This window comes from Mycobacterium sp. GA-1841 (assembly GCF_001954135.1).
Lineage (GTDB): Bacteria > Actinomycetota > Actinomycetes > Mycobacteriales > Mycobacteriaceae > Mycobacterium.
Genome location: NZ_MBEQ01000063.1, coordinates 1 through 22,982, shown reverse-complemented (window position 1 = coordinate 22,982; position 22,982 = coordinate 1). Strand labels below are relative to the sequence as shown.

The 22,982-nt window shown below is 66.2% G+C and carries 16 protein-coding genes and 1 pseudogene; 13 read left to right on the top strand and 4 right to left on the bottom strand.

The window, feature by feature from the left end:
- Window positions 1-17 precede the first annotated feature (17 nt).
- The 8 genes and pseudogenes from A5740_RS14570 (at window position 18) to A5740_RS14535 (ending at window position 9,456) form a co-directional block, all read left to right on the top strand.
- Entirely contained in the window at window positions 18-410 is a 393-nt protein-coding gene (locus tag A5740_RS14570; protein ID WP_076195190.1) for a (deoxy)nucleoside triphosphate pyrophosphohydrolase, read from the top strand.
- A gap of 160 nt (window positions 411-570) precedes the next feature.
- Window positions 571-1,788, top strand: coding sequence for a NarK/NasA family nitrate transporter (locus tag A5740_RS14565; RefSeq protein ID WP_076195188.1), 1,218 nt, complete (start codon window positions 571-573; stop codon window positions 1,786-1,788).
- A complete protein-coding gene (locus tag A5740_RS14560; protein WP_076195134.1) occupies window positions 1,785-5,471 on the top strand; it encodes a nitrate reductase subunit alpha in 3,687 nt (1,228 codons plus the stop codon). Before A5740_RS14565 ends, A5740_RS14560 begins: the two co-directional genes overlap by 4 nt.
- A 31-nt stretch (window positions 5,472-5,502) precedes the next feature.
- Window positions 5,503-7,146 carry a nitrate reductase subunit beta gene (gene narH / locus A5740_RS14555; RefSeq protein ID WP_076195132.1) on the top strand — a complete coding sequence of 548 codons (1,644 nt, stop codon included), beginning with the start codon at window positions 5,503-5,505 and terminating at the stop codon, window positions 7,144-7,146.
- An 80-nt stretch (window positions 7,147-7,226) separates the two neighbouring features.
- Entirely contained in the window at window positions 7,227-7,808 is a 582-nt protein-coding gene (narJ, locus tag A5740_RS14550) for a nitrate reductase molybdenum cofactor assembly chaperone (protein WP_175616259.1), read from the top strand.
- Entirely contained in the window at window positions 7,808-8,536 is a 729-nt protein-coding gene (gene narI / locus A5740_RS14545; RefSeq protein ID WP_076195128.1) for a respiratory nitrate reductase subunit gamma, read from the top strand. The genes narJ and narI overlap by 1 nt, the downstream gene beginning before the upstream one ends.
- 147 nt (window positions 8,537-8,683) lie before the next feature.
- Window positions 8,684-8,998: pseudogene (locus A5740_RS14540) on the top strand (WS/DGAT domain-containing protein); the annotation flags it as partial.
- Between the two features lie 5 nt (window positions 8,999-9,003).
- The gene (locus A5740_RS14535) at window positions 9,004-9,456 is read left to right on the top strand and encodes a pyridoxamine 5'-phosphate oxidase family protein (protein WP_076195186.1); all 453 of its coding nucleotides are present in this window, start codon (window positions 9,004-9,006) and stop codon (window positions 9,454-9,456) included.
- Here A5740_RS14535 and A5740_RS14530 read toward each other — a convergent pair.
- Window positions 9,450-9,716 (bottom strand): hypothetical protein, encoded by a 267-nt coding sequence (locus A5740_RS14530; RefSeq protein WP_076195126.1) that lies wholly within the window; start codon window positions 9,714-9,716, stop codon window positions 9,450-9,452. The genes A5740_RS14535 and A5740_RS14530 overlap by 7 nt on opposite strands.
- Before the next feature lie 323 nt (window positions 9,717-10,039).
- On the opposite strand from A5740_RS14530, the gene typA reads away from it, so the two are divergent.
- Window positions 10,040-11,941, top strand: a complete 1,902-nt coding sequence (gene typA, locus A5740_RS14525) for a translational GTPase TypA (protein WP_067770247.1) — start codon at window positions 10,040-10,042, stop codon at window positions 11,939-11,941.
- Here the strand turns inward: typA and A5740_RS14520 are convergent.
- A complete protein-coding gene (locus A5740_RS14520) occupies window positions 11,938-13,242 on the bottom strand; it encodes a hypothetical protein (protein ID WP_139335132.1) in 1,305 nt (434 codons plus the stop codon). The two genes, typA and A5740_RS14520, sit on opposite strands and share 4 nt — an antisense overlap.
- A gap of 298 nt (window positions 13,243-13,540) precedes the next feature.
- Between A5740_RS14520 and A5740_RS14515 the strand changes: the two genes are divergently transcribed.
- Entirely contained in the window at window positions 13,541-15,415 is a 1,875-nt protein-coding gene (locus A5740_RS14515) for an ABC transporter family substrate-binding protein (RefSeq protein WP_139335137.1), read from the top strand.
- Window positions 15,416-15,470: 55 nt separating this feature from the next.
- On the opposite strand, the gene A5740_RS14510 is transcribed toward A5740_RS14515, so the two are convergent.
- Window positions 15,471-16,814 (bottom strand): hypothetical protein, encoded by a 1,344-nt coding sequence (locus tag A5740_RS14510; protein WP_139335131.1) that lies wholly within the window; start codon window positions 16,812-16,814, stop codon window positions 15,471-15,473.
- A gap of 548 nt (window positions 16,815-17,362) precedes the next feature.
- Between A5740_RS14510 and mshB the strand changes: the two genes are divergently transcribed.
- Together mshB and A5740_RS14500 are read left to right on the top strand one after the other, a co-directional pair.
- Window positions 17,363-18,259, top strand: coding sequence for an N-acetyl-1-D-myo-inositol-2-amino-2-deoxy-alpha-D-glucopyranoside deacetylase (gene mshB / locus A5740_RS14505; RefSeq protein ID WP_076195121.1), 897 nt, complete (start codon window positions 17,363-17,365; stop codon window positions 18,257-18,259).
- 83 nt (window positions 18,260-18,342) lie between these two features.
- The gene (locus A5740_RS14500; RefSeq protein ID WP_076195119.1) at window positions 18,343-18,765 is read left to right on the top strand and encodes a hypothetical protein; all 423 of its coding nucleotides are present in this window, start codon (window positions 18,343-18,345) and stop codon (window positions 18,763-18,765) included.
- Between the two features lies 1 nt (window position 18,766).
- Here A5740_RS14500 and A5740_RS14495 read toward each other — a convergent pair whose 3' ends face one another.
- On the bottom strand, window positions 18,767-20,107 hold the full coding sequence (locus A5740_RS14495; protein WP_076195117.1) for a hypothetical protein: 1,341 nt from the start codon (window positions 20,105-20,107) through the stop codon (window positions 18,767-18,769).
- Window positions 20,108-20,309: 202 nt separating this feature from the next.
- Here A5740_RS14495 and A5740_RS14490 point away from each other — a divergent pair, with 202 nt between their 5' ends.
- The gene (locus A5740_RS14490; protein ID WP_076195115.1) at window positions 20,310-22,889 is read left to right on the top strand and encodes a bifunctional FO biosynthesis protein CofGH; all 2,580 of its coding nucleotides are present in this window, start codon (window positions 20,310-20,312) and stop codon (window positions 22,887-22,889) included.
- Window positions 22,890-22,982 lie beyond the last annotated feature (93 nt).

Below are 22,982 nucleotides of genomic sequence, written 5' to 3'. Positions count from 1 at the left end.
GTATACCGTCGGGCGCGATGAGTGAGCAGATCGTCGTGGCCGGTGCGTTGTTTTCGGCGGACCGGCTGTTGGTGGCCCAACGGCAGCGGCCGCCCGAGCTGGCCGGATTGTGGGAGCTGCCCGGCGGAAAAGTCGCGACGGGGGAGAGCGACGCCGGCGCGCTGGCCCGGGAGTTGCAGGAGGAACTCGGTGTCGAGGTGGCTGTCGGCGCCCGTCTGGGCGTCGACGTCGAACTGAAGGCGGGGGTGATCCTGCGCGCGTATCGGGTCACGCTGACGGCCGGAAGTCCGCAACCACACGACCACCGGGCCCTGCGGTGGGTCGGTGCGGACGAACTCGATGCGCTGCCATGGGTACCGGCCGACCGGGCCTGGCTCGGTGAGTTGGCCGCGGTGCTGCGATCGTCTTAGACGCCCGCGTATTGGCTTGGTACGTCGCCCGTTTCGGCTGGCCGGCGGCTGCTGGGCATTTTGGACACGATGATGTTGCGGATTACGTTTCTGTGAATCTGCTCGCAACGTTTCCGGGGAAATGACGCACCTGCACCGAATATGATGTTTTGCTGTTGTGGTGAGCACGGCTAGCACGCCACTCCGGGGCCAGAGCGTGAATCTCGTGCTGGCCACCTGGGTCTCGGCCATCAATTTCTGGGCCTGGAACATGATCGGCCCGCTCTCCACCACCTATGCCGGCGACATGAGGTTGAGCAGTACCCAGGCCTCGATGCTCGTGGCCACGCCGATCCTGGTGGGATCGCTCGGTCGCATCGCCATCGGCTCCCTGACCGACAGGTTCGGTGGCCGCACGATGTTTCTCGCGGTGACCCTGGCCTCGATCCTGCCGGTGCTGGCGGTCGGGGCGGCCGGTGAGGCCAAGTCCTATCCGCTGCTTTTGATCTGCGGCTTCTTCCTCGGTATCGCGGGCACCATCTTCGCCGTCGGCATCCCGTTCGCCAACAACTGGTATGAGGTCAGCCGCCGTGGCTATGCCACGGGCGTATTCGGCATGGGCATGGTGGGCACTGCGCTGTCGGCGTTTTTCACCCCGAGGTTCGTCCGGTGGTTCGGGTTGTTCACCACCCACGTCATCATCGCCGTCGCCCTGGCGCTGACGGCCGTGCTGTGCATGGTGGCGATGCGGAACTCGCCGGTGTTCCAGCCGAATACCGACCCGGTGCTGCCGAAGCTGAAATCCGCGCTGAAACTCCCTGTCACGTGGGAAATGTCGTTCCTCTACGCCGTGGTGTTCGGCGGGTTCGTGGCGTTCAGCAACTACCTGCCCACCTACATCAAGAACATCTACGAGTTCTCCTCGGTCGAAGCAGGCTCCCGCACAGCCGGATTCGCGTTGGCCGCGGTGCTCGCTCGGCCCGTCGGCGGGGCACTGTCGGACCGCATCGCCCCCAAATACGTGGTGCTGACCTCTTTCGCGGGCACCGCAGTTCTGGCGTTTGTGGCGATGTTCCAGCCGCCGCCGGATGTATGGTCGGCGTCGACCTTCATCGGACTGGCGATCTTCCTGGGCATCGGTACCGGCGGTGTCTTCGCCTGGGTGGCCCGCCGGTCACCAGCGAAGGAAGTCGGTTCGGTGACCGGGATTGTCGCCGCCGCAGGCGGTTTGGGCGGCTACTTCCCACCACTGGTGATGGGGGCGTCCTACGATCCCATTGACCACGACTACACGGTAGGGCTTGTGCTCCTGGTGGCAACGGCGTTGGTGGCGTTCGGCTATACCGCGCTACGACTGCATGCCCGGGAACCCGCGCAGCCCAAGGAGGCGTTTCGATGACGAAGCCGCACATCGGCGGATCGATCGAGGAATTGCTCGAACGCAGTGGACAGTTCTTCACTGCCGGTGAGTTCTCCGGGGACCTGCGCACGGTCACCCGTACCGGAGGGCGGCAAGGGGATGTGTTCTACCGCGACCGGTGGAGCCACGACAAGGTGGTGCGCTCCACCCACGGGGTCAACTGCACCGGATCGTGCTCGTGGAAGATTTATGTCAAGGACGGAATCATCACCTGGGAAACCCAGGAGACGGATTATCCGTCGGTCGGGCCCGACCGCCCCGAGTACGAGCCGCGCGGCTGCCCCCGCGGCGCGGCGTTCTCCTGGTACACCTACTCGCCGACGCGGGTGCGGTACCCCTACGCGCGCGGCGTGTTGGTCGAGATGTACCGGGAAGCCAAGGTACGGCTGAAGGATCCGGTGTTGGCCTGGGCCGACATCCAGGGCGACCCGGCGCGGCGCAAGCGGTATCACCAGGCCCGCGGCAAGGGTGGCCTGGTCCGGGTGACGTGGGCCGAGGCCACCGAGATGATCGCCGCCGCGCACGTGCACACGATCAAGACCTATGGGCCCGACCGGGTGGCCGGTTTTTCACCGATCCCGGCGATGTCGATGGTGTCGTTCGCCGCGGGCTCGCGGTTCGTGGAGCTCATCGGCGGAGTGATGACATCGTTCTACGACTGGTATGCCGATCTGCCGGTGGCATCGCCACAGGTGTTCGGCGATCAGACCGATGTGCCCGAGTCCGGGGACTGGTGGGATGCGGCCTATCTGATGATGTGGGGCTCCAACGTCCCGGTCACCCGCACCCCGGACGCGCACTGGATGGCCGAGGTCCGCTACCGCGGCACCAAGGTGGTCACGGTCAGCCCCGACTACGCCGACAACACCAAGTTCGCCGACGAGTGGATGCCGTGCGCGGCCGGCACCGACGGTGCACTCGCGATGGCCATGGGACACGTGATCCTCGATCAGTGCTTTGTGCAGAACCGGGTTCCGTACTTCGTCGACTATGTCCGCCAGTTCACCGATCTGCCGTTCCTGGTCAAACTCGAGGAGCGCGACGGGGTGCTGGTTCCCGGGAAGAACCTCACCGCAGCCGATCTCGGCGGGGTGATCGCCGAGCAGGAGAACGCCGCGTTCAAGCCGGTGCTGCTCGACGGCGCCAGCGACAGCGTCGCGGTACCGCAGGGTTCGCTCGGATTCCGCTACGGCAACGATGGCCTCGGCAAATGGAACCTCGACCTGGAGGACCTGTCCCCGGCACTGACCGTACTGGGTGACATCTTCGAAACCGCCGAGATCACGCTGCCGCGATTCGACACCGTCGACGGCAGCGGTGCGACGCTGAAACGTGGTGTGCCGGTGCGGCGGGTCGGCGACCATCTGGTGTGCACGGTGTTCGATCTGATGCTGGCCCAATATGGCGTGCACCGCCCCGGCCTGCCCGGCGACTGGCCCACCAGTTACGACGACGCCACCCGGCCCTACACACCGGCCTGGCAGGAACAGATCACCGGGGTGTCCGCGGCCCAGGCCATCCGGGTGGCGCGCGAATTCGCCCGCAACGCCGAAGAATCCGGCGGCCGCTCGATGATCATCATGGGGGCCGGCATCTGCCAGTGGTTCCACGGTGACGCGACCTACCGCGCGGTGCTCGCGCTGCTGTTGCTCACCGGGTCGATGGGCCGCAACGGCGGCGGCTGGGCGCATTACGTCGGCCAGGAGAAGTGTCGTCCGGTCACCGGGTGGGCGGCGATGGCGATGGGTACCGACTGGTCGCGCCCGCCGCGGCAGATGGCCGGGACGTCGTACTGGTATGTCCACACCGACCAGTGGCGCTACGACGGCTACCGCGCCGACGCATTGTCCAGCCCGGTGGGCCGGGGCCGGTTCCGAGACAAGCACACGATGGACGTGCTGAGCTCGGCGGTGGCCATGGGGTGGACGCCGTTCTACCCGCAGTTCGACCGCTCCAGCCTGGACGTGGTCGACGAGGCCAAGGCGGCCGGCCGTGAGGTGGCTGACTATGTGGCCGAGCAATTGGCCAGCGGCGGGCTGAAATTCGCGGTCACCGACCCGGACAATCCGGCGAACTGGCCGCGCGTACTCAACGTGTGGCGGGCCAACCTGCTGGGCTCCTCGAGCAAGGGCAACGAATACTTCCTGCGCCATCTGCTGGGCACGACATCGAATGTGCAGGCCGAACCGGCCGGGGACGACCTGCGCCCCGACGGGGTGGCCTGGACCGAGGAGATCCCCGAGGGCAAGCTGGATCTGTTGATGTCGATCGACTTCCGCATGACCTCGACGACGCTGCTCTCGGATGTGGTGTTGCCGGCGGCGACCTGGTACGAGAAGGCCGACTTGTCGAGCACCGACATGCACCCGTATGTCCACGCGTTCAGCCCGGCCGTCGACCCGCCGTGGGAAACCCGTTCGGACTTCGACGCTTTCGGTGCGATCGCGCGGACTTTCAGCGCGTTGGCCGCGCGGCACCTGGGCACCCGCACCGATGTGGTGATGGGAACATTGCAACATGACACGCCTGGGGCGATGGCGTACCCGGGTGGCACCGAACATGATTGGCGGAACACCGGGGAGACGCCGGTTCCGGGCAAGACGATGGGTCCGCTGGTGGTGGTCGAGCGCGACTACACCGCGATCGCCGAGAAGTGGTCCACCCTGGGACCGCTTGTCGACACCTTGGGGCTGACCACCAAGGGGGTCACCACGCACCCCGACCAGGAGGTGGCCGAACTTGCCGCGAAGTTCGGCGTGATGGATTCCGGTGCCGGCCAAGGCCGCCCGGCGATCACCACCGCCGAACGCATGGCTGATGTGATCCTGGCCCTGTCCGGCACGTCGAACGGCCGGCTGGCCGTCGAAGGGTTCCGCGAACTCGAGCGGCGCACGGGGCGCAAGCTCATCCATCTGGCGGTCGGCAACGAGGAACGGCGGATCACCTACGCCGACACCCAGGCCCGGCCGGTTCCGGTGATCACCAGCCCCGAGTGGTCCGGCAGTGAGACCGGCGGCCGCCGATATGCCCCGTTCACGGTGAACATCGAGGAACTCAAGCCGTTTCACACGCTCACCGGTCGCATGCACTTCTATGTCGATCACGACTGGTTGGAGGAACTCGGCGAGCAGCTGCCGATCTACCGGCCCCCGCTCGACATGGCGCGGTTGTTCGGTGAATCCAGGCTCGGGCGCGACGGCGTCGGCCTGACCGTGCGCTACCTGACGCCGCATTCCAAGTGGTCGATCCACTCGGAGTACCAGGACAACCTGTTCATGCTGTCGCTGTCACGCGGTGGTCCCACGATGTGGATGAGTCCGGCTGATGCCGCGAAGATCGACGTGAAAGACAACGACTGGATCGAAGCGGTCAACCGTAACGGCGTGCTGGTGTGCCGGGCGGTGGTCAGCCACCGGATGCCCGAGGGTGTGGTGTACGTCTACCATGCCCAGGAACGGACCATCGACGTGCCGCTGAGCGAAACCACGGGAACCCGTGGTGGCATTCACAATTCGTTGACCCGGCTGTTGGTCAAGCCCAGCCACCTTGCCGGCGGCTACGCGCAGCACTCCTTCGCCTGGAACTACCTGGGCCCCACCGGAAACCAGCGTGACGAGGTGACGGTGGTCCGCCGTCGTTCACAGGAGGTGCAATACCAGTGACACCGCGCGAAGCTTGCGAAGCGAGGCTTACATGAAAGTCATGGCGCAGATGGCGATGGTGATGAACCTCGACAAGTGCATCGGGTGTCAGACCTGTTCGGTGACCTGCAAGCAGGCCTGGACCAACCGCGCCGGTACCGAGTATGTCTGGTTCAACAACGTCGAAACCCGCCCCGGACAAGGCTATCCACGCACCTACCAGGATCAGGAAAAGTGGCGCGGGGGCTGGAAGTTGGACCGCCGCGGCCGGCTTCGGTTGCGCGACGGTGGCCGGCTGGCCAAACTGGCCAGGATCTTCGCCAACCCGAAGCTGCCCTCGATCGAGGACTACTACGAGCCGTGGACCTACGACTACGAGAATCTGACCTCGGCTCCGCTCGGTGAACACATCCCCACCGCGCCGCCGCGCAGCCTGATCACCGGTAAACCGATGAAGGTGTCGTGGTCGGCCAACTGGGACGACGATCTGGCCGGCTCGCCGGAGATCGTGCCCGGAGATCCGATCCTCAAACAGGTCAGCGAACAGATCAAGCTCGAACTCGAGCAGACCTTCATGTTCTACCTGCCGCGAATCTGCGAGCACTGCCTGAACCCGTCGTGCGTTGCGTCCTGCCCGTCCGGTGCGATGTACAAGCGGTCCGAGGACGGCATCGTGCTGGTGGATCAGGACCGCTGTCGCGGCTGGCGCATGTGTGTCTCCGGATGCCCTTACAAGAAGGTGTATTTCAACCACAAGACCGGCAAGGCCGAGAAGTGCACGCTGTGCTATCCGCGCATCGAGGTCGGATTGCCCACGGTGTGCTCGGAAACCTGCGTGGGGCGGTTGCGCTACCTCGGTCTGGTTCTGTACGACGTCGACCGGGTGCTGGAGGCCGCGTCGGTACCGGACGACAAGGACCTCTACGAGGCGCAGCGGCAGATCCTGCTCGACCCGACCGACCCCGAGGTGATCGCCGGGGCCCGGGCCGAGGGCATCTCCGACGAGTGGATCGAGGCCGCCCAGCGCTCGCCGGTGTACAAGCTGATCCACACCTACGGCGTTGCGCTGCCGCTACATCCGGAGTTCCGGACGGTTCCGATGGTGTGGTACATCCCGCCACTGTCGCCGGTCGTCGATGCCGTCAGCCGCGACGGGCACGACGGGGAAGACGTCGGGAACCTGTTCGGCGCGCTGGAAGCGCTGCGCATCCCGATCGAGTACCTGGCCGGGCTGTTCACCGCCGGGGACACCGCCGTCGTCGAAGGGGTGCTGCGCCGGCTCGCCGCGATGCGGTCCTACATGCGTGACATCAATCTCGGGCGCGAGACCCAGCCGCACATCCCGGCGGCGGTCGGGATGAGCGAGGAGCAGATGTACGAGATGTACCGGCTGCTGGCATTGGCGAAATACGAAGAGCGTTACGTCATCCCGACCGCCTACAGTGCCGAGGCGATCCCCGGGGCCGAGGAGCCCGGTTGCTCGCTGTCCTTCGAAGGCGGCCCGGGGATGTACGAGTCGGGCCCGTTCGGTGAGGCCAGCGGAGGGCCGGTGCCCGTGGCCGTGGAGACCTTCCATGCGTTGCAGCACCGCCAGACCACCGGGGGCATGGCCGCCAACGCCGATCGTCCCTCGCGGGTCAACCTGCTCAACTGGGACGGCAGGGGAGTGCCTTCGGGCATGTTCCCGCAGGATTGACAGGAGGGCCAGTGAGGAAGCGCAGAACTCGATCCGAGCACCGACTGCAGGACCGCTTGGTGTGGCAGGCCGCATCCCTGATGCTCGCCTACCCGGACGACAACCATGCCGATCGGCTGCAGGCCGCGGCTCGCCTGCTCGATCACCTCACCGGTGCGCCGCGGGCGCTGCTGGACGAAACCGTTGTCGGGCTGAGCCTTCGGTCACCGATGGAGTTGGCACAGGAGTATGTCGAGACCTTCGACCTGCAGAGGCGGTGCACGATGTTGTTGACCTATTGGACGTCGGGGGACACCCGCAACCGTGGCGCCGACATGGTCGAATTCACCCAGACCTACCGCGCCGCCGGTGTCGAGATGCCGAAAGGTGAAGCCCCTGATCACCTTCCGGTGGTATTGGAGTTCGCCGCCACAGTGGATCCCGAGGCGGGCCGGCGGTTGCTCACGAAATACCGGGTGCCGATCGGTGTGGTGGCCCGTGCGTTGGCCGATTCACACTCGCCGTATGCGCCTGTCGTCGCGGCGGTGGACGCCACTTTGCCGGCGCCGGCCTCCGTCGATGACGTCGCACGGCTCATGATGTCCGGACCCCCGGCGGAATCCGTCGGCCTGCAGCCATTCCAGCTGACCGTGCCGCCCCGCCGAGCGCAGGAGGTGCTCTGATGTCGGGCTGGGAGATCTTCTGGGACGTGGTGCCGTACGTGACGCTGGCCATGGTCGCCGTCGGCACCTGGTGGCGATACCGCTACGACAAGTTCGGCTGGACCACGCGGTCCTCCCAGCTGTATGAGTCGCGGCTGCTGCGGATCGCCAGCCCGATGTTCCACTTCGGCATGCTCGTGGTGTTCATCGGACACGTCATCGGCTTGTTCATCCCCGAATCCTGGATGGACTTGGTGATCAGCGACCACGTCTACCACCTGCAGGCAGTGGTCCTGGGCGGCATCGCCGGCATCGCGGCCCTGGTCGGTATCGCCCTGCTCATCTACCGCCGCCGCACCACCGGCCCCGTCTTCATGGCGACCACGGTCAACGACAAGACGATGTATCTGGTGCTGGTGGCGGCGATGGTGGCCGGCTTTGTCTGCACGGCGATCGGGGCCACCCCCGAGGGCGCCGAACACGACTACCGCCAAACCGTCTCGCCCTGGTTCCGTTCGATCTGGATCCTGCAGCCTCGGGGTGACCTGATGGCCCAGGCGCCGCTGTACTTTCACATCCACGTGATGATCGCGCTCGTGCTGTTCTGCCTGTGGCCGTTCACCCGACTGGTCCACGTGTTCAGCGCGCCGATCGGCTACCTGTTCCGGCCGTATGTCGTGTATCGCAGCCGCGACGTCGCCGGACGTGGCGAGCTGGTCGGATCTCAGCCGCACCGGCGTGGTTGGTGACCAGCAGAGGACCTTTGACCCTGTCTGCGCCACTCGCGGCAGGCAGACGATGGTTCTATGGACCAGTTGACCGCACTTGACGCCGGGTTCTTGGAAGCCGAGGATTCCGATCCGCACGCCAGCCTGGCCATGGGCGCCATCGCGGCCCGTCTTCCTCAGCGCGGTGTGGTTACCCTGGCGACCAACGTGGCCGGCCCTCGGAACACGTTGCGGGTGATGGGACGTGAGGTGGTGCGGTTGCTGCCGATTCCGCCGTTGGCACTGCATCTGCGGACCGGTATTGCGATCATGAGCTATGCCGACCGGTTGGTGTTCGGCGTCATCGGCGATTACGACGCAGCTCCGGATGTGGACGAACTCGCCGACGGCATCGCCCGGGCGGTCGAGCGGTTGACCACCATCAGCACCGGCCACTGGCGCTCCACCCCGGTAGGGACCCTGCTGCTCGTCGAAGGAGTTTGACCATCGTGACCAAAGGATCCGAGCTCGACGTTCTCACCCGCAGGCAGTGCCTGGATCTGCTGGGGCGGGTGCGGGTCGGCCGGCTGGTGTTCACCGAGGATGCCTTGCCGGCGGTGCAGCCCGTCAACTTTCGGCTCTGGCACGACGATGTGGTGATCCGCGTGGCCGGCGGCCCGAAGCTGATCGCCGCCACCGACCATCAGGTGGTCGCCTTCCAGGCCGATGAACTCGACGCCGACTTACACACCGGCTGGAGCGTCACGGTCGTCGGACACGCCGAGACGGTCACCGACGTGGACGAGATGGTGGAAGTCGCCGGGACGTTCGTGCAGCCGTGGGTCGACGGTCGACGCGACCACTTCGTCCGCATCCGCACCGAGAAGGTCACTGGCCGTCAGTTCCGCAGCCGCGGTGTCCCGCACTACCAAGGGGAGCAGACCGCGGCCGGCGATCAGTAACGCAAGCGGTCGCCGACCACCCGCACCGCGTGGCCCGGGTGCTGCGTCGCGTACAGCGGGTGCAGCAACATCGGGTGGCGGCAGTGCGCACAGGACGCCTGCGGCCGGTTCGCCGAGGCAAAGGTGAGGTGGTGGCATTCGCTGCACCGGACCATGTAGCAGGCGCCGATCCAGTTGGCCAGGCCCACATAGATCGCCACCGTTGTCCCCGCGGCGAGCACCATGATCAAAGCGACTGTGAGCGCTTCGTAAACCGTCATGACTGGTACCTCCAAGCACGCCCATCGCAACGTGACGGATACCTGAAACGGTACTCGCGAAGGCGGTGTCTGCCGCCCGAACAGATCAGTCGGCCTACGTCATGCCTTCCTGGCCCGTTTGAAGACTTTTTCCAGCTCTTTACCGTGCAGGCCGTTACGTTCGGCCTTGGCCACTTTGTGCAGTACGACCGGGCACCTTTTGCAGCGAGGCTTGCTGCGACAGCACTTCTTCTTGGGCTTCAACGTGGCGAGCTTGGCGGCCTTCAACGTGACGGGGCTCTCTCGTTTTCGTGATCGACCGGCCTACCTGCGAGAATCGCAGGGTGGATTCACGGCCCAGTTTCAGAAACGTCGCCATCGTCGCACACGTCGACCACGGTAAGACGACCCTAGTCGACGCGATGTTGCGGCAGTCGGGTGCGTTGACGCACCGCGGCGACGATGCCGTGGAACGCCTGATGGACTCCGGTGACCTGGAGAAAGAAAAAGGCATCACCATCCTGGCGAAGAACACCGCAGTGCACCGTCATCACCCCGACGGCACCATGACGGTGATCAACGTCATCGACACTCCCGGCCACGCCGACTTCGGTGGCGAGGTGGAACGCGGCCTGTCCATGGTCGACGGCGTGGTGCTGCTGGTCGACGCTTCGGAGGGCCCGCTGCCGCAGACCCGGTTCGTGTTGCGCAAGGCCCTGGCCGCGCACCTGCCGGTGATCCTGGTCGTCAACAAGACCGACCGGCCGGACGCGCGGATCGCCGAGGTGGTCGAGGAAAGCCACGACCTGCTGCTCGACGTCGCCTCCGACCTGGACGACGAAGCCCAGGCCGCAGCCGAGAAGGCGTTGGACCTGCCCACGCTGTACGCGTCGGGCCGCGCCGGCATCGCCTCCACGACCCAGCCCGCCAACGGCGAGAACCCGGACGGCGAGAACCTCGACCCGCTGTTCGACGTGCTGATGGAGCACATCCCGCCGCCGTCCGGGGATCCGGAGGCGCCGCTGCAGGCGCTCGTCACCAACCTCGACGCGTCGGCCTTCCTCGGCCGTCTCGCGCTGATCCGCATCTACAACGGAAAGATCAAGAAGGGCCAGCAGGTGGCCTGGATGCGTGAGGTCGACGGCTCGCCGGTGATCACCAACGCCAAGATCACCGAGCTGCTGGCCACCGAGGGCGTCGACCGCAACCCGACGGAAGAGGCCGTGGCGGGCGACATCGTCGCCGTCGCGGGCATCCCCGAGATCATGATCGGCGACACCCTGGCCGATCCGGACAACTCGCACGCGCTGCCGCGCATCACCGTCGACGAGCCGGCCATCTCGGTCACCATCGGTACCAACACCTCGCCGTTGGCCGGCCGGGTGTCGGGTCACAAGCTGACCGCCCGCATGGTCAAGAACCGCCTCGACGCCGAACTCGTCGGCAACGTGTCGATCCGGATCGTCGACATCGGCCGCCCCGACGCCTGGGAGGTGCAGGGCCGCGGTGAGCTGGCGCTGGCCATCCTCGTCGAGCAGATGCGCCGCGAGGGCTTCGAGCTGACCGTCGGCAAGCCGCAGGTGGTCACCAAGAACATCGACGGCAAGCTGCACGAGCCGTTCGAAGAACTGACCATCGACTGTCCCGAGGAGTTCGTCGGTGCCATCACTCAGCTGATGGCCAACCGCAAGGGCCGTATGGAGCAGATGACCAACCACGCCGCCGGCTGGGTGCGGATGGACTTCGTGGTGCCCAGCCGCGGACTGATCGGGTTCCGCACCGACTTCCTGACCGAGACGCGCGGCACCGGCATCGCCAATGCCGTGTTCGAGGGCTACCGGCCGTGGGCCGGGGAGATCCGGGCCCGCCACACCGGATCGTTGGTGAGCGACCGGTCCGGCTCCATCACCCCCTTCGCGATGATCCAGCTGGCCGACCGTGGACAGTTCTTCGTCGAGCCCGGCCAGGACACCTACGAGGGTCAGGTGGTCGGAATCAACCCGCGCGCCGAGGATCTCGACATCAACATCACGCGCGAGAAGAAGCTGACCAACATGCGGTCCTCGACCGCCGACGTGATGGAGACGCTGGCTCGGCCCCTGGAGTTGGGACTCGAGCAAGCCATGGAGTTCTGCGCCGAGGACGAGTGCGTCGAGGTCACCCCCGAGGTGGTCCGGGTGCGCAAGGTGGAGCTGACGGCCTCGCTGCGGGCCCGGGCCAAGGCGCGGGCCAAGGCGCGCGGCTAGTCGGCGGCGTCCGCGGAGGCTTTCTTCGCCGACGTCCTCTGCGTGGATTCCTTCTGCGCGGCAGGCTTTTTGGTGTTGCCGCGCAGTCGGTCGCGCAGGCCCTTGACAGCCGTGTCGAGCCGGTTGCCGGATTGCTTGACCTGAGTCCGCACCGTGGTCGGGCTCGGCTTCGTGGCAGTCTCGGTGGCGTGCTTCGTCGCCCGTGCGGAGCTGTCCTCGCCCGGGACGAACTTTTCGACGCTCGTGCTGCCGGAGACCCGGCCCGCCAGCCGGGCCGGTGTCGTGGCCGTGCCGGTGCTCGAAGGTGCTGAACTTGAAGACGTTGAACTCGACGGTGTTTCGTCGGATTTCACAGCGTCGTCGGCCTTGATCGCCCGGACGGTGGGCAACGGGTCACCGTTCGCGGGGTCGACATCGAGCGCCTTTGCGACCGCCCGTCGTGCCGCGTCGGTGGCGCCCCACAGCACCTTGTCCCGGAACTTGATCATCTGGCCGTCTTGCGCCGAGGACACCTCGTGCTTTCCGTCGGTTCCGCCCAGCGGTCGGGGCATCACCTTGGCCAGGGCGTCGATCGTGGGATCAGCCGCCCACAGCGGCGCGTCGATGATGTTGCGGACCGTCCGATACAGCGGTGTGTTGTTCCCCGTCGTCAGTGCCCCGGCAATACCGACGGCCAACTGAGCCACGGTCAGCGGGGACACCGCGACACCTTGGAGGATGCGTACCGCCGTTCCGCCGATACCGACCGCCAGCGTGATCGCGCCCTGGGCCAGGTTCGCCGGTGGGCCGGCCTGAACCGGATCCAAGGGGTTGCCGGTGGCCGGGTCGACGTTCAAGGCTTGGGCGATCTGCGCATTCACCGCCTCGGCGCCGGCCCAGAGCACCTGGTCGACGAAGTCCACGATCGCACCATCGGCCGGTGTGTTGTTCCACGGGTCGCCGTCGGTGCCACCGAGCGGCTCCGGGAAGATCTGGGCCAGGGCTTCGAACGTGGGCGAGGCGATCGCCCACGGCGCGTCGACGTACTGGCGGGCCGTGAAGTAGAGGCCCTTGTTGTTCTGTTGGCCCAAGTCGTAGGCGCCGACGATCAGGGCCGCGGGCAATTCGAGGATCTCTGACGCCAACACGTCCAGCGACGACGAGATGCCTCCGGCCAGGATGGCGCCCGCCTCCAGCGGGTTGGTCACAGCAGACAGGTTCAGCTGAACCGTCTGTACTGCCTTCGGTGGATCCGGCACGGGGCCGGTCACCGGATTGAGAGCGACAACACCGGCGGTCAGAATCGCCGATCCCGCCGTCATCGATTTCTTCACTCCGACATACATATAGGTCCCCTTGTCCGGCGTGTTGAATACCAGGAACATAACCACGGCGGCGAACTAATCGGTTGAGAATGACGTTCCGCTCCGGGGCGTCCGAAGCGCAGGTTGGCACCGTCCTGAACTGGCAATTTTTGCCGATCTGCGGGTCGGTGCGGCGATCCGGCAAGACCGCGACCCGACGGTATTCCAGCAAATATTTTTTGCGGCGGCCGAGCTTTTCGCCGGGTCGACGCGGCGGCGGTGTGTGCGATCGCGGGTGTGGTGGGTCGATACCCTGATTGGCGTGCCGACCCCCCGCCGCCGCGCCCAACTGACGATCGGGGCGCTCGTATCGGTGCCGGCACTCCTGTTCAGCGGCTGCACGGTGAGTCCGCCGCCCGCCCCGCAAAGCACTGAGACCAGCGAGGTCACGCCGCCCCCGCCGATGAAGGCGACGCAGGTCATCATGGCCATCGATTCGATCGGGCCGGGTTTCAACCCGCACCTGCTCTCCGATCAGTCCCCGGTGAACGCGGCCGTCTCCGCGATGGTGTTGCCGAGTTCGTTCCGGCCGGTGCCCGACCCGAAGTCCCCGACCGGTTCGCACTGGGAACTCGATCCCACCCTGCTCGAATCGGCCGAGGTGACAAGCGACAATCCGTTCACTGTCACCTACAAGATCCGTCCCGAGGCGCAGTGGACCGACAACGCCCCGATCGCCGCCGACGATTATTGGTATCTGTGGCGCCAAATGGTCAGCCAGCCGGGCGTTGTCGATCCGGCCGGGTATGACCTCATCACCGGCGTGCAATCGGTCGAGGGCGGCAAGCAGGCCGTGGTGACCTTCTCCCAGCCCTATCCGGCCTGGCGCGAACTGTTCAACGACATCCTGCCCGCCCATATCGTCAAGGACATTCCCGGTGGCTTCGGGGCCGGCCTGGCCCGCGCGTTGCCGGTGACCGGCGGACAGTTCCGGGTGGAGAGCATCGACCCGCAGCGGGATGAGATCCTGCTCGCCCGCAACGATCGGTACTGGAGTGTGCCGGCCAAGCCGGATCTGGTGCTGTTCCGCCGTGGCGGCGCACCGGCCGCTCTTGCCGATTCGATCCGCAACGGCGATACCCAGGTGGCCCAAGTCCACGGTGGCGCAGCCACTTTCGCTCAGCTGAGCGCAATCCCCGATGTTCGTACCGCCCGGATCGTCACCCCGCGGGTGATGCAGTTGACGTTGCGCGGACAGCAGCCGGCCCTGGCGGAAGTCCAGGTGCGGAAGGCCATTTTGGGTTTGATCGACGTCGATCTGCTGGCCTCGGTGGGGGCGGGGGACGACAACACCGTGACCTTGGCGCAGGCCCAGGTGCGCTCCCCGTCGGATCCCGGCTATGTGCCGACGGCGCCTCCGGCGATGCCGCGGGAGGCCGCACTGGATCTGTTGCGCGCCTCGGGTTACCAGGTGGAACCGGCCGCGCCGCCGGCGCCCGGCGGCCCGGCCGAGCCCGCCAACGGCAGGCAGCGCATCACCAAGGACGGCGCGGCCTTGGCCTTGGTCCTCGGAGTGGCGTCCAACGATCCGACCTCGATAGCGGTGGCCAACACCGCCGCCGACCAACTGCGCAACGTCGGCATCGACGCCTCGGTGCTGGCTCTCGACCCGGTCGCGCTGTACGGGGAGGCGTTGACCAACAACCGGGTGGACGCCGTCGTCGGCTGGCGACAGGCCGGGGGAGACCTGGCGACCAGCCTTGCCTCACGCTACGGCTGTCGGGCACTGGAGGCGACGGCGGTCTCCACCGCGGTGCCCGGTGTGCCACCGTCGCCGACCCCGAAGGCGACCACGAGTGCGGCGCCCGCCACACCGACCACCACGCCGACCCCGACCCGGCCGGCGCCGGCACCTGATTCCGATGCACTGGTGCAGGCGCCGAGCAACATCACCGGCGTCTGTGATCGCAGCATGCAGCCGAAAATCGATGCGGCACTGGAGGGTTCGGAGAACATCGCCGAGGTCATCCAGGCTGTCGAGCCTCGGCTGTGGAACATGTCCACGGTGCTGCCGATCCTGCAGGACACCACCATCGTCGCCGCCGGCCCGAGCGTGCAGAACGTGAGCCTGTCCGGCGCGGTGCCGGTCGGCATCGTCGGTGATGCGGGCAACTGGATCAAGACCAGATGACAGTGCAGCGGGCCCCGCGGAAGTGATCCGTCGAGGCCCGCTGAACCGCTAGTGGTCAGGCAGCGTTGTCCGAACCCTTGGACGCGTTCGACGATTCCGTCTTCTTCTCGGTGTGCTTCTTGGCGACCTTGTCCTTCTTCAGTCCGCTGGTCAACTTCTTGACCGCCGACTTCACCTGCTCGCCGACGGCCTTGGCGGAGGTCGCCTTGGTCCGTCCCGTGGCGGTCTTCGGCGATGCCTTGGTCGACAGCTTGGTGACGGACTTCGTGGCATCGTCGGCCGCAGGAGCAGCAGCATCGTTGGCAGCTGGTGCCGTGGCTGTGTCCGCGTCAGCTGCTTCGCCAGAAGTGGTGTCTGCGTTGCTGATCGGCGCCGACTCCGTCTTCTCCACCTCGGCGCCGGCCGGTGCGGCAGAGACGCGGGCCGTCAGCGATTTGGTGGGTGCCACATCGAGGGTCACTGTGGTGGGGTCGGCGAGCAGGGTCGAGTTCACCGCGGCCGTGTCGGGCGTAACCGACAGGCCAGGCAGATTGCCGAAGAGGTTGCCGCGGTCCGTGCCGGGAGTCTTGATCGAGTTGGCGATGTCGGACATCGTCTTGATCACCGTGGCGATCGTCCCGCCGGGCAGCCATCCTTCTGCAGCCGTGAGGAAGCCGGCGGAGTGAGAGCCTTGTATGTCGTATCCGTTGAGGAAGGCGCCGGTGACCGTGGCGGGCGTGTTCAGCAAGGCAGTGGCGAACTCCGCCAAGTCGGCGGACTTCGCCGCGCTCACGATGCTGTCGAGGCTGTGGCCGGTGGCGGCGGCGGACGCCATCAACGGAGACAGGAGTCCGTTGGCCAGCAGGGCAGGCACATTGTCGTTCACCTTGGCGACGAACTGACCGAAGTTGACGAAGGGCTGGGCGATGGCGGGCCACGCCTGGCCGATTCCCGTTTGGAGTGGCAGGGCCAGAAGCACGAGGCTCGACACCACGCCGCCCAGGCCGTTCTCGAAATCGCCGGCCGCGATCATGTCGAGGGAGTCCTTGAGCGCATTGGTGAAGCTGAGGAACGACTCGGTTCCGAAGGCGTCTTTGAAGCCGTCGATCGTTGTCTGCGCCGCCCCGTTCAGGACATTCACGCTGTGCAGCTGGTTGGCGATGATCTGCGTGAGGATCGGGGCGGGGTCGGCGGCTACCTGCTGGCCCAGGCCGTCGATGTTCTCGAATGCTGCGCCGATCACCTCGGCCCACAATTCGAGCGGATTGGCCTGGGCCGACAGCGCCACCGAAGCGGACGACACGTGAACCGCCGGCAGGTGGACATCCGGCGCCGGTGGCGCCATGGGGCTGACTGCGATGGCGCTGGCACCGACGAGTGCCACCCCCGCGGCCAAGTACGACCGAGCAGCGAGTTGCATGGAATCTCCTTACGGGAGCGTAACTAGGGCGGCGCAGAAGTTACCTGAAAGTAAGTTGGGCTGTCTGCAAATTTTTCGAACTATTTTCCGGCTAACCAGAACGCTCGTACTGCTCGGCTAATGAGCCCGACAAACATGTTTCATTGCAGGTCGTCGCGATTTTGTCGCCATATATCACATTATTGCGATACCGCAAGTAGCGATTATCGGCAGGCTTTAGGCGTCCGTACAGCAAATAGATGACATACACTGTCAAGGCGTTGCCAGCGAAGCTGTCGAGGGTAAGTTCGGTTACGTTACCCAGCGGTAATGGGGCCTCGGGGATGGTCGTCGAGTTAGCGTGCACACGTTGGACACCTCGTTGTGAGTTGTAAAACACGTGCACAGCAATGCGACGCATGTCACGGCGGTGTCCGGACTGTCCGAACTCAGATCGTGCTTGCGTGAGCAACTAAATGACAGCCTCGGCCAATTTGAAAACTACGGATTTCGTCGTCGGTTTTGGCGGCCGGTGTGCAACCACCCACGCGCGACTATCGTCTCTACCGATGCCCAACGAAGCCCCCAGACTCCTGTTCGTCCACGCCCACCCGGATGACGAAACCCTCACCACCGGCGGCACGATCGCGCATTACGCCGCGCTGGGCGCCGAGGTGCAGGTGGTCACCTGCACCCTTGGCGAAGAGGGTGAGGTGATCGGCGACCAGTACGCCCAGTTGGCCGTCGACCACGCCGACCAACTCGGGGGATACCGGATCAGCGAGCTCACCAAGGCGCTGGGTGCACTCGGACTCGAGGCGCCCCGTTTTCTCGGCGGGCCGGGGCACTGGCGCGACTCGGGCATGGAAGGTACGCCGGTGCGCAAACACCGCCGCTTCATCGATGCCGACATGGAGGAAGCCGTCGGGGAACTGGCGACGATCATCCGGCAGATGCGCCCGCACGTCGTCGTCACCTACGACCCCGACGGTGGGTACGGACATCCCGACCACAAACAAACCCATCGTGTCACGGCGGCGGCGGTCGCCGCGGCCGCCGAAAGCGGCTGGTCCGTTCCCAAGTTCTACTGGACGGTCATGGCCAGCAGCGCCATGCGGGCCGGACTCCAAGGTCTACCCGACGTGCCCGCGGACTGGATCCGGATCGACGTCAGCGATGTGCCGTTCGGGTACCCGGACGATCGCATCGACGCCGTCGTCGACGTCACGGCGCAGCTGCCGGCCAAGGTGGCCGCGATGCGTGCGCACGCCACCCAGGTCACCGTCGCCACCACGGGTGAGGCTTTCGCCCTGTCCAACAAACTCGCCCTGCCGATCCTCGGTGAGGAGCACTACGTGCTTGTGGCGGGCGACGCGGGCGAGCGGAACGGCCAGGGTTGGGAAACCGACCTGCTGGCCGGACTGAACCTGGAATGGACAAAACCGGACGCGGTAAGCTCCTCCTGAATCAGAGGCGTCGAAGGGACATTCATGGACCCCGATCTGGATCCGAACCTGCAGCATTGGCAGGACCGTGCGGACAACTTCCAGTGGGTGGTGGGTTCGCTGGTTGGTCTGCTCGACAGCATTCCGACCTGACCCCGCCTTCAGACCTCGTGCTGGGTCGCATCGTCCTGGCACTGCTCGCGGTTGACGGCGTGATTTCCGCCGTCGTAGGTGCATTACTGCTGCCGTCGTATGTCGGCTCGATCCCGTTTCCGGTGAGCGCACTGGCCGCCGGAGCGGTGAACACTGCGCTGGTGTGGGCAGCCATGTACTGGACCGATTCCATGCGGATCGCGGCACTGCCGCTGTGGACCTGGCTGGCCACCGTCGTTCTGATGACATTCGGTGGCCCCGGGGGAGACCTGATCTTTGCCGGGCGCGGGCTGATGGCCTACAGCTCACTGATATTCATCGCCGTCGGTGCCTTACCCGCGGCGGCGATGCTGCGCCGGTATCACCGCCGCTGACTCACTTGCCGGTGTCGGACTTCTTGCCGCCGGTGGTCTTGGACTTACCGCGCTCGGACGCGGCCTTTTTGGTCTTCGCGTCCTTGGTCTTCGCGTCGGCCCGGTCGGCCCTCTGCCCGGCTGCCTTGTCGCGGGCCGCCTTGAACGCCGAACGCACGCTGTCGGTGGCCCTTTTCACGTCGGCCGTGGTGTTGCCGACGGCGGTGCGGACACCATCGCGACCCGACCGCACCAGACGGGCTCGCGGCGTGTCCGGCTGCGTCTCCTCGAGCGCTGTACCGACGGTGCTCTCGGTTTCGGCGGCGCTGTCGATTGCCGCACCCGGTCCGGCGCCGCGGAGGGACTGGCTGACCACGTTCGGGACGACGGCAACGTCGTCCTTCCGAGCGGTTTTGAGCTTCCCTGCATCGATGAGATGTTCCAACTGCTCGCCGGCATCGTTCGAAACGGTCTCGACTGCGTCGGCCACGCCGGTCGCAAGGTTCTTCGAGGCGTCCTCGGCGCCCTCGACCGCATCCTTGACGACTTCGACGACCGGATTCGCCTCGGCCGCGGCGGTTCCCGCGGCCCCCCGAATTCCCAATGTCTTGATCGCGGCGGCGAAGTCCGCACCGGCTTTGGCGATTGCGTCGGTGAGGGAGGTGAGCGGATTCTGGATCGCCGCCCCGAACGTAGTGGCCGGCGCGGCCAGAGCGGCGGCCGCAAACGGCCCTTGCAGCGGCGGACGCGGTGGCAGCGGAATCGGCGGAAGCGGAATGAAGGTATTCACCACGTCGAGGCCGAGCCAGGCAACGGCCAAGACGGCATCGACTCCGAAGTCGGCCAGGTTCGTCACGATCCCGCCGTCACCGCGCAGCCAGTCGGTGAAGTTGTAGACGCCGCTGGCGACGAGGGACTCGCCGAACGTGTAGCCGTCCATGAGCAGGCCGCCTGCCCAACCACCGACCCACGGGACCCAGCCCAGGATGGAGGCCGCAACCTCGAAGCCGTACTGAACCCACGGCTCGATATCGCCGTACAGCTGATCGATCGTGTTGGCCAGATTGGGCGCGATCGCTATCGCGGTGGGCTGGGGAGTGACCGGTGCCGTCACGGCCGCCGCCGGGGCCACACCCAATGCGGGTGCGCCTCCCGAGGACGGTTTAGGGGTGACGGCGGCCGTCATCCGGCTGGCGGCGGCCAGCAGGTCGATCATGGCCTGCGTCAATTGCGGCTGAGTGGAAGTGGGGTGGGCGGGCACGGCGATATCGGCCGGAGCGACGTGGATCGGGGTGACAGCGATGGCTGTGGCGGTGGCCGCGGCGGCTCCCGCGACGAGATACGAACGGACGGATATGGGCATAGCGGCTCCCCTCGGTTCCCCTTCCCGATGGAAACAACTTACGCGGTCGCCAACCCGTTCGTCGCTCCTTTAGAGTCTGTGTCCCAGAAGGGCGCCGCACTCGCCTGATGTCCTGGGTCTACTGTGGCCGATATGGCGGGCGCATTGGTTTCAGAATGTGAGACGCGTGGATGATTGTGTACACCGACGGGGTTAAACGGGAGTGGCTCTGAACCCCCAGCACGGCGCCGATCTGCCCACCCCGGCTGTCCCACCGAAGTCTGCAGCGCCTACTTCAGGGGCCCTCCGGCGCGTGTTGCGTCGGGCGCGTGATGGCGTGGCTTTGAATGTGGATGAGGCCGCTGTCGCGATGACGGCGCGTGGTGAGGATCTGGCCGATCTGTGTGCCAGCGCGGCGCGGGTGCGCGATGCGGGTCTGGAGTCGGCGGGCCGGCGCGGACCTGGTGGCCGGTTGCCGGTGAGTTATTCGCGCAAGGTGTTCATCCCCGTGACCCATTTGTGTCGGGATACGTGTCATTACTGCACGTTCGTCACGGTGCCGGGCAAGCTGCGTTCTGCGGGCCTGGGGATGTTCATGGAGCCCGACGAGATCCTCGATGTGGCGCGCCGCGGTGCGGAGTTGGGTTGCAAGGAAGCTCTTTTCACGTTGGGTGACCGCCCGGAGGCTCGGTGGGACGAGGCCCGCCAATGGCTCGATGAGCGGGGCTATGACTCCACGCTGGATTATGTGCGGGCGATGGCGATCCGGGTGTTGGAGGAGACCGGTCTGCTGCCGCACCTCAATCCGGGGGTGATGAGCTGGTCGGAACTGTCGCGGCTCAAGCCGGTCGCGCCATCGATGGGCATGATGCTGGAGACCACCTCCCGGCGGTTGTTCGAAACCAAGGGCCAGGCGCATTACGGCAGTCCGGACAAGGATCCGGCGGTGCGGCTGCGCACGCTCGATGATGCCGGGCGGTTGTCGATCCCGTTCACCACGGGTCTGTTGGTGGGGATCGGCGAGACGCTGGTCGAGCGGGCCGAGACGATGCATGCGATCCGTCGCTCCCATAAGGAGTTCGGTCATGTGCAGGAAGTGATCGTGCAGAACTTCCGGGCCAAGGATCACACTGCGATGGCGTCGGCCCCGGATGCGGGGATGGAGGATTTCCTGGCGACGATCGCGGTGACGCGGTTGGTGCTGGGGCCCAAGATGCGGGTGCAGGCCCCGCCGAATCTGGTGTCGCGGGATGAGTGCCTGGCGTTGATCGGTGCCGGAGTCGATGACTGGGGCGGGGTGTCGCCGCTGACCCCGGATCATGTCAACCCGGAACGGCCGTGGCCGGCGCTGGAGGATCTGGCCGACGTCACCGGTGAGGCCGGCTACTACCTGGTGCAGCGCCTCACCGCACAACCGCAGTACGTGCAGGCCGGGGCGGCCTGGATCGATCCGCGGGTGCGCGGGCACGTCGACGCGCTGGCCGATGCCGACACCGGGTTCGCCCTCGACGTCAACCCGGTCGGGCGGCCGTGGCAGGAACCCGACGAAGCATCAGAATCGTTGGGCCGCACCGATCTGCATGCCGCGATCGACTCCGAGGGCCGGTTGACCGAGACCCGCAGCGATCTGGACAGCGCGTTCGGGGATTGGGAATCGATCCGGGCCAAGGTCTCTGAGCTGGCGGCACGGGCCCCGGAGCGTATCGATACCGATGTGCTGGCCGCACTGCGCTCGGCCGAACGTGATCCCGGTGGCTGCAGCGACGACGAGTATTTGGCGTTGGCGACCGCGGACGGTCCGGCGTTGGAGGCGGTGACCGCGCTGGCCGATGCGCTGCGCCGTGACGTCGTCGGGGATGACGTCACGTTCGTGGTCAACCGCAACATCAACTTCACCAACATCTGCTACACCGGTTGCCGGTTTTGCGCGTTCGCCCAACGTAAAGGCGACGCCGATGCCTACTCGTTGTCCACCGACGAGGTGGCCGACCGGGCCTGGGAGGCCCACGTGGCCGGCGCGACCGAGGTCTGCATGCAGGGTGGTATCGACCCCGAACTGCCGGTCACCGGATATGCCGATCTGGTGCGCGCGGTCAAGGCCCGGGTGCCCTCGATGCATGTGCATGCCTTCAGCCCGATGGAGATCGCCAACGGCGTGACCCGCAGCGGGTTGTCGGTGCGCGAATGGTTGACCAGCCTGCGCGAAGCCGGCCTGGACACCATCCCGGGCACCGCCGCGGAGATCCTCGACGATGAGGTGCGGTGGGTGTTGACGAAGGGCAAGTTGCCCACCTCGGAGTGGATCAACGTGGTCACCACCGCCCACGAAGTCGGTTTGCGGTCGTCCTCGACGATGATGTACGGCCACGTCGACACCCCCAAGCATTGGGTGGGGCACCTCAACGTGTTGCGCTCGATCCAGGACCGCACTGGCGGGTTCACCGAGTTCGTGCCGTTGCCGTTCGTGCATCAGTCCTCGCCGTTGTATTTGGCGGGTGGGGCGCGGCCGGGTCCGACGCATCGGGATAACCGGGCGGTGCATGCGTTGGCGCGGATCATGTTGCATGGCCGGATCCCCAGTATTCAGACCAGCTGGGTCAAGCTCGGTGTCGAACGCACCCAGGTGATGCTGCGCGGGGGCGCCAACGATCTGGGTGGCACGTTGATGGAGGAGACCATCTCCCGGATGGCCGGCTCGGAGAACGGCTCGGCGAAAACCGTGGCCGAGCTCGTCGCGATCGCCGAAGGCATCGGCCGCCCCGCCCGGCAACGCACCACCGATTACTCGCCGCTGGCTGCCTGATCTTCCGACCTCAACTCCGCGAGACATCCCTGGGAGCTAAGTGTCAAGCGGCGGCTTGTGCGCGGTGTGCCCAGGCGGTGTGTTCGTCGTAGG

What these genes read in the sequence shown, in the direction of transcription:
- A5740_RS14570 (WP_076195190.1), top strand. Translation starts at nt 18, where the DNA reads ATGAGTGAGCAGATCGTCGTGGCCGGTGCGTTGTTTTCGGCGGACCGG.
- A5740_RS14560 (WP_076195134.1), top strand. Translation starts at nt 1,785, where the DNA reads ATGACGAAGCCGCACATCGGCGGATCGATCGAGGAATTGCTCGAACGC.
- narH (WP_076195132.1), top strand. Translation starts at nt 5,503, where the DNA reads ATGAAAGTCATGGCGCAGATGGCGATGGTGATGAACCTCGACAAGTGC.
- narJ (WP_175616259.1), top strand. Translation starts at nt 7,227, where the DNA reads ATGCTCGCCTACCCGGACGACAACCATGCCGATCGGCTGCAGGCCGCG.
- narI (WP_076195128.1), top strand. Translation starts at nt 7,808, where the DNA reads ATGTCGGGCTGGGAGATCTTCTGGGACGTGGTGCCGTACGTGACGCTG.
- A5740_RS14530 (WP_076195126.1), bottom strand. Translation starts at nt 9,716, where the DNA reads ATGACGGTTTACGAAGCGCTCACAGTCGCTTTGATCATGGTGCTCGCC.
- A5740_RS14520 (WP_139335132.1), bottom strand. Translation starts at nt 13,242, where the DNA reads ATGACGGCGGGATCGGCGATTCTGACCGCCGGTGTTGTCGCTCTCAAT.
- A5740_RS14510 (WP_139335131.1), bottom strand. Translation starts at nt 16,814, where the DNA reads ATGCAACTCGCTGCTCGGTCGTACTTGGCCGCGGGGGTGGCACTCGTC.
- mshB (WP_076195121.1), top strand. Translation starts at nt 17,363, where the DNA reads ATGCCCAACGAAGCCCCCAGACTCCTGTTCGTCCACGCCCACCCGGAT.
- A5740_RS14495 (WP_076195117.1), bottom strand. Translation starts at nt 20,107, where the DNA reads ATGCCCATATCCGTCCGTTCGTATCTCGTCGCGGGAGCCGCCGCGGCC.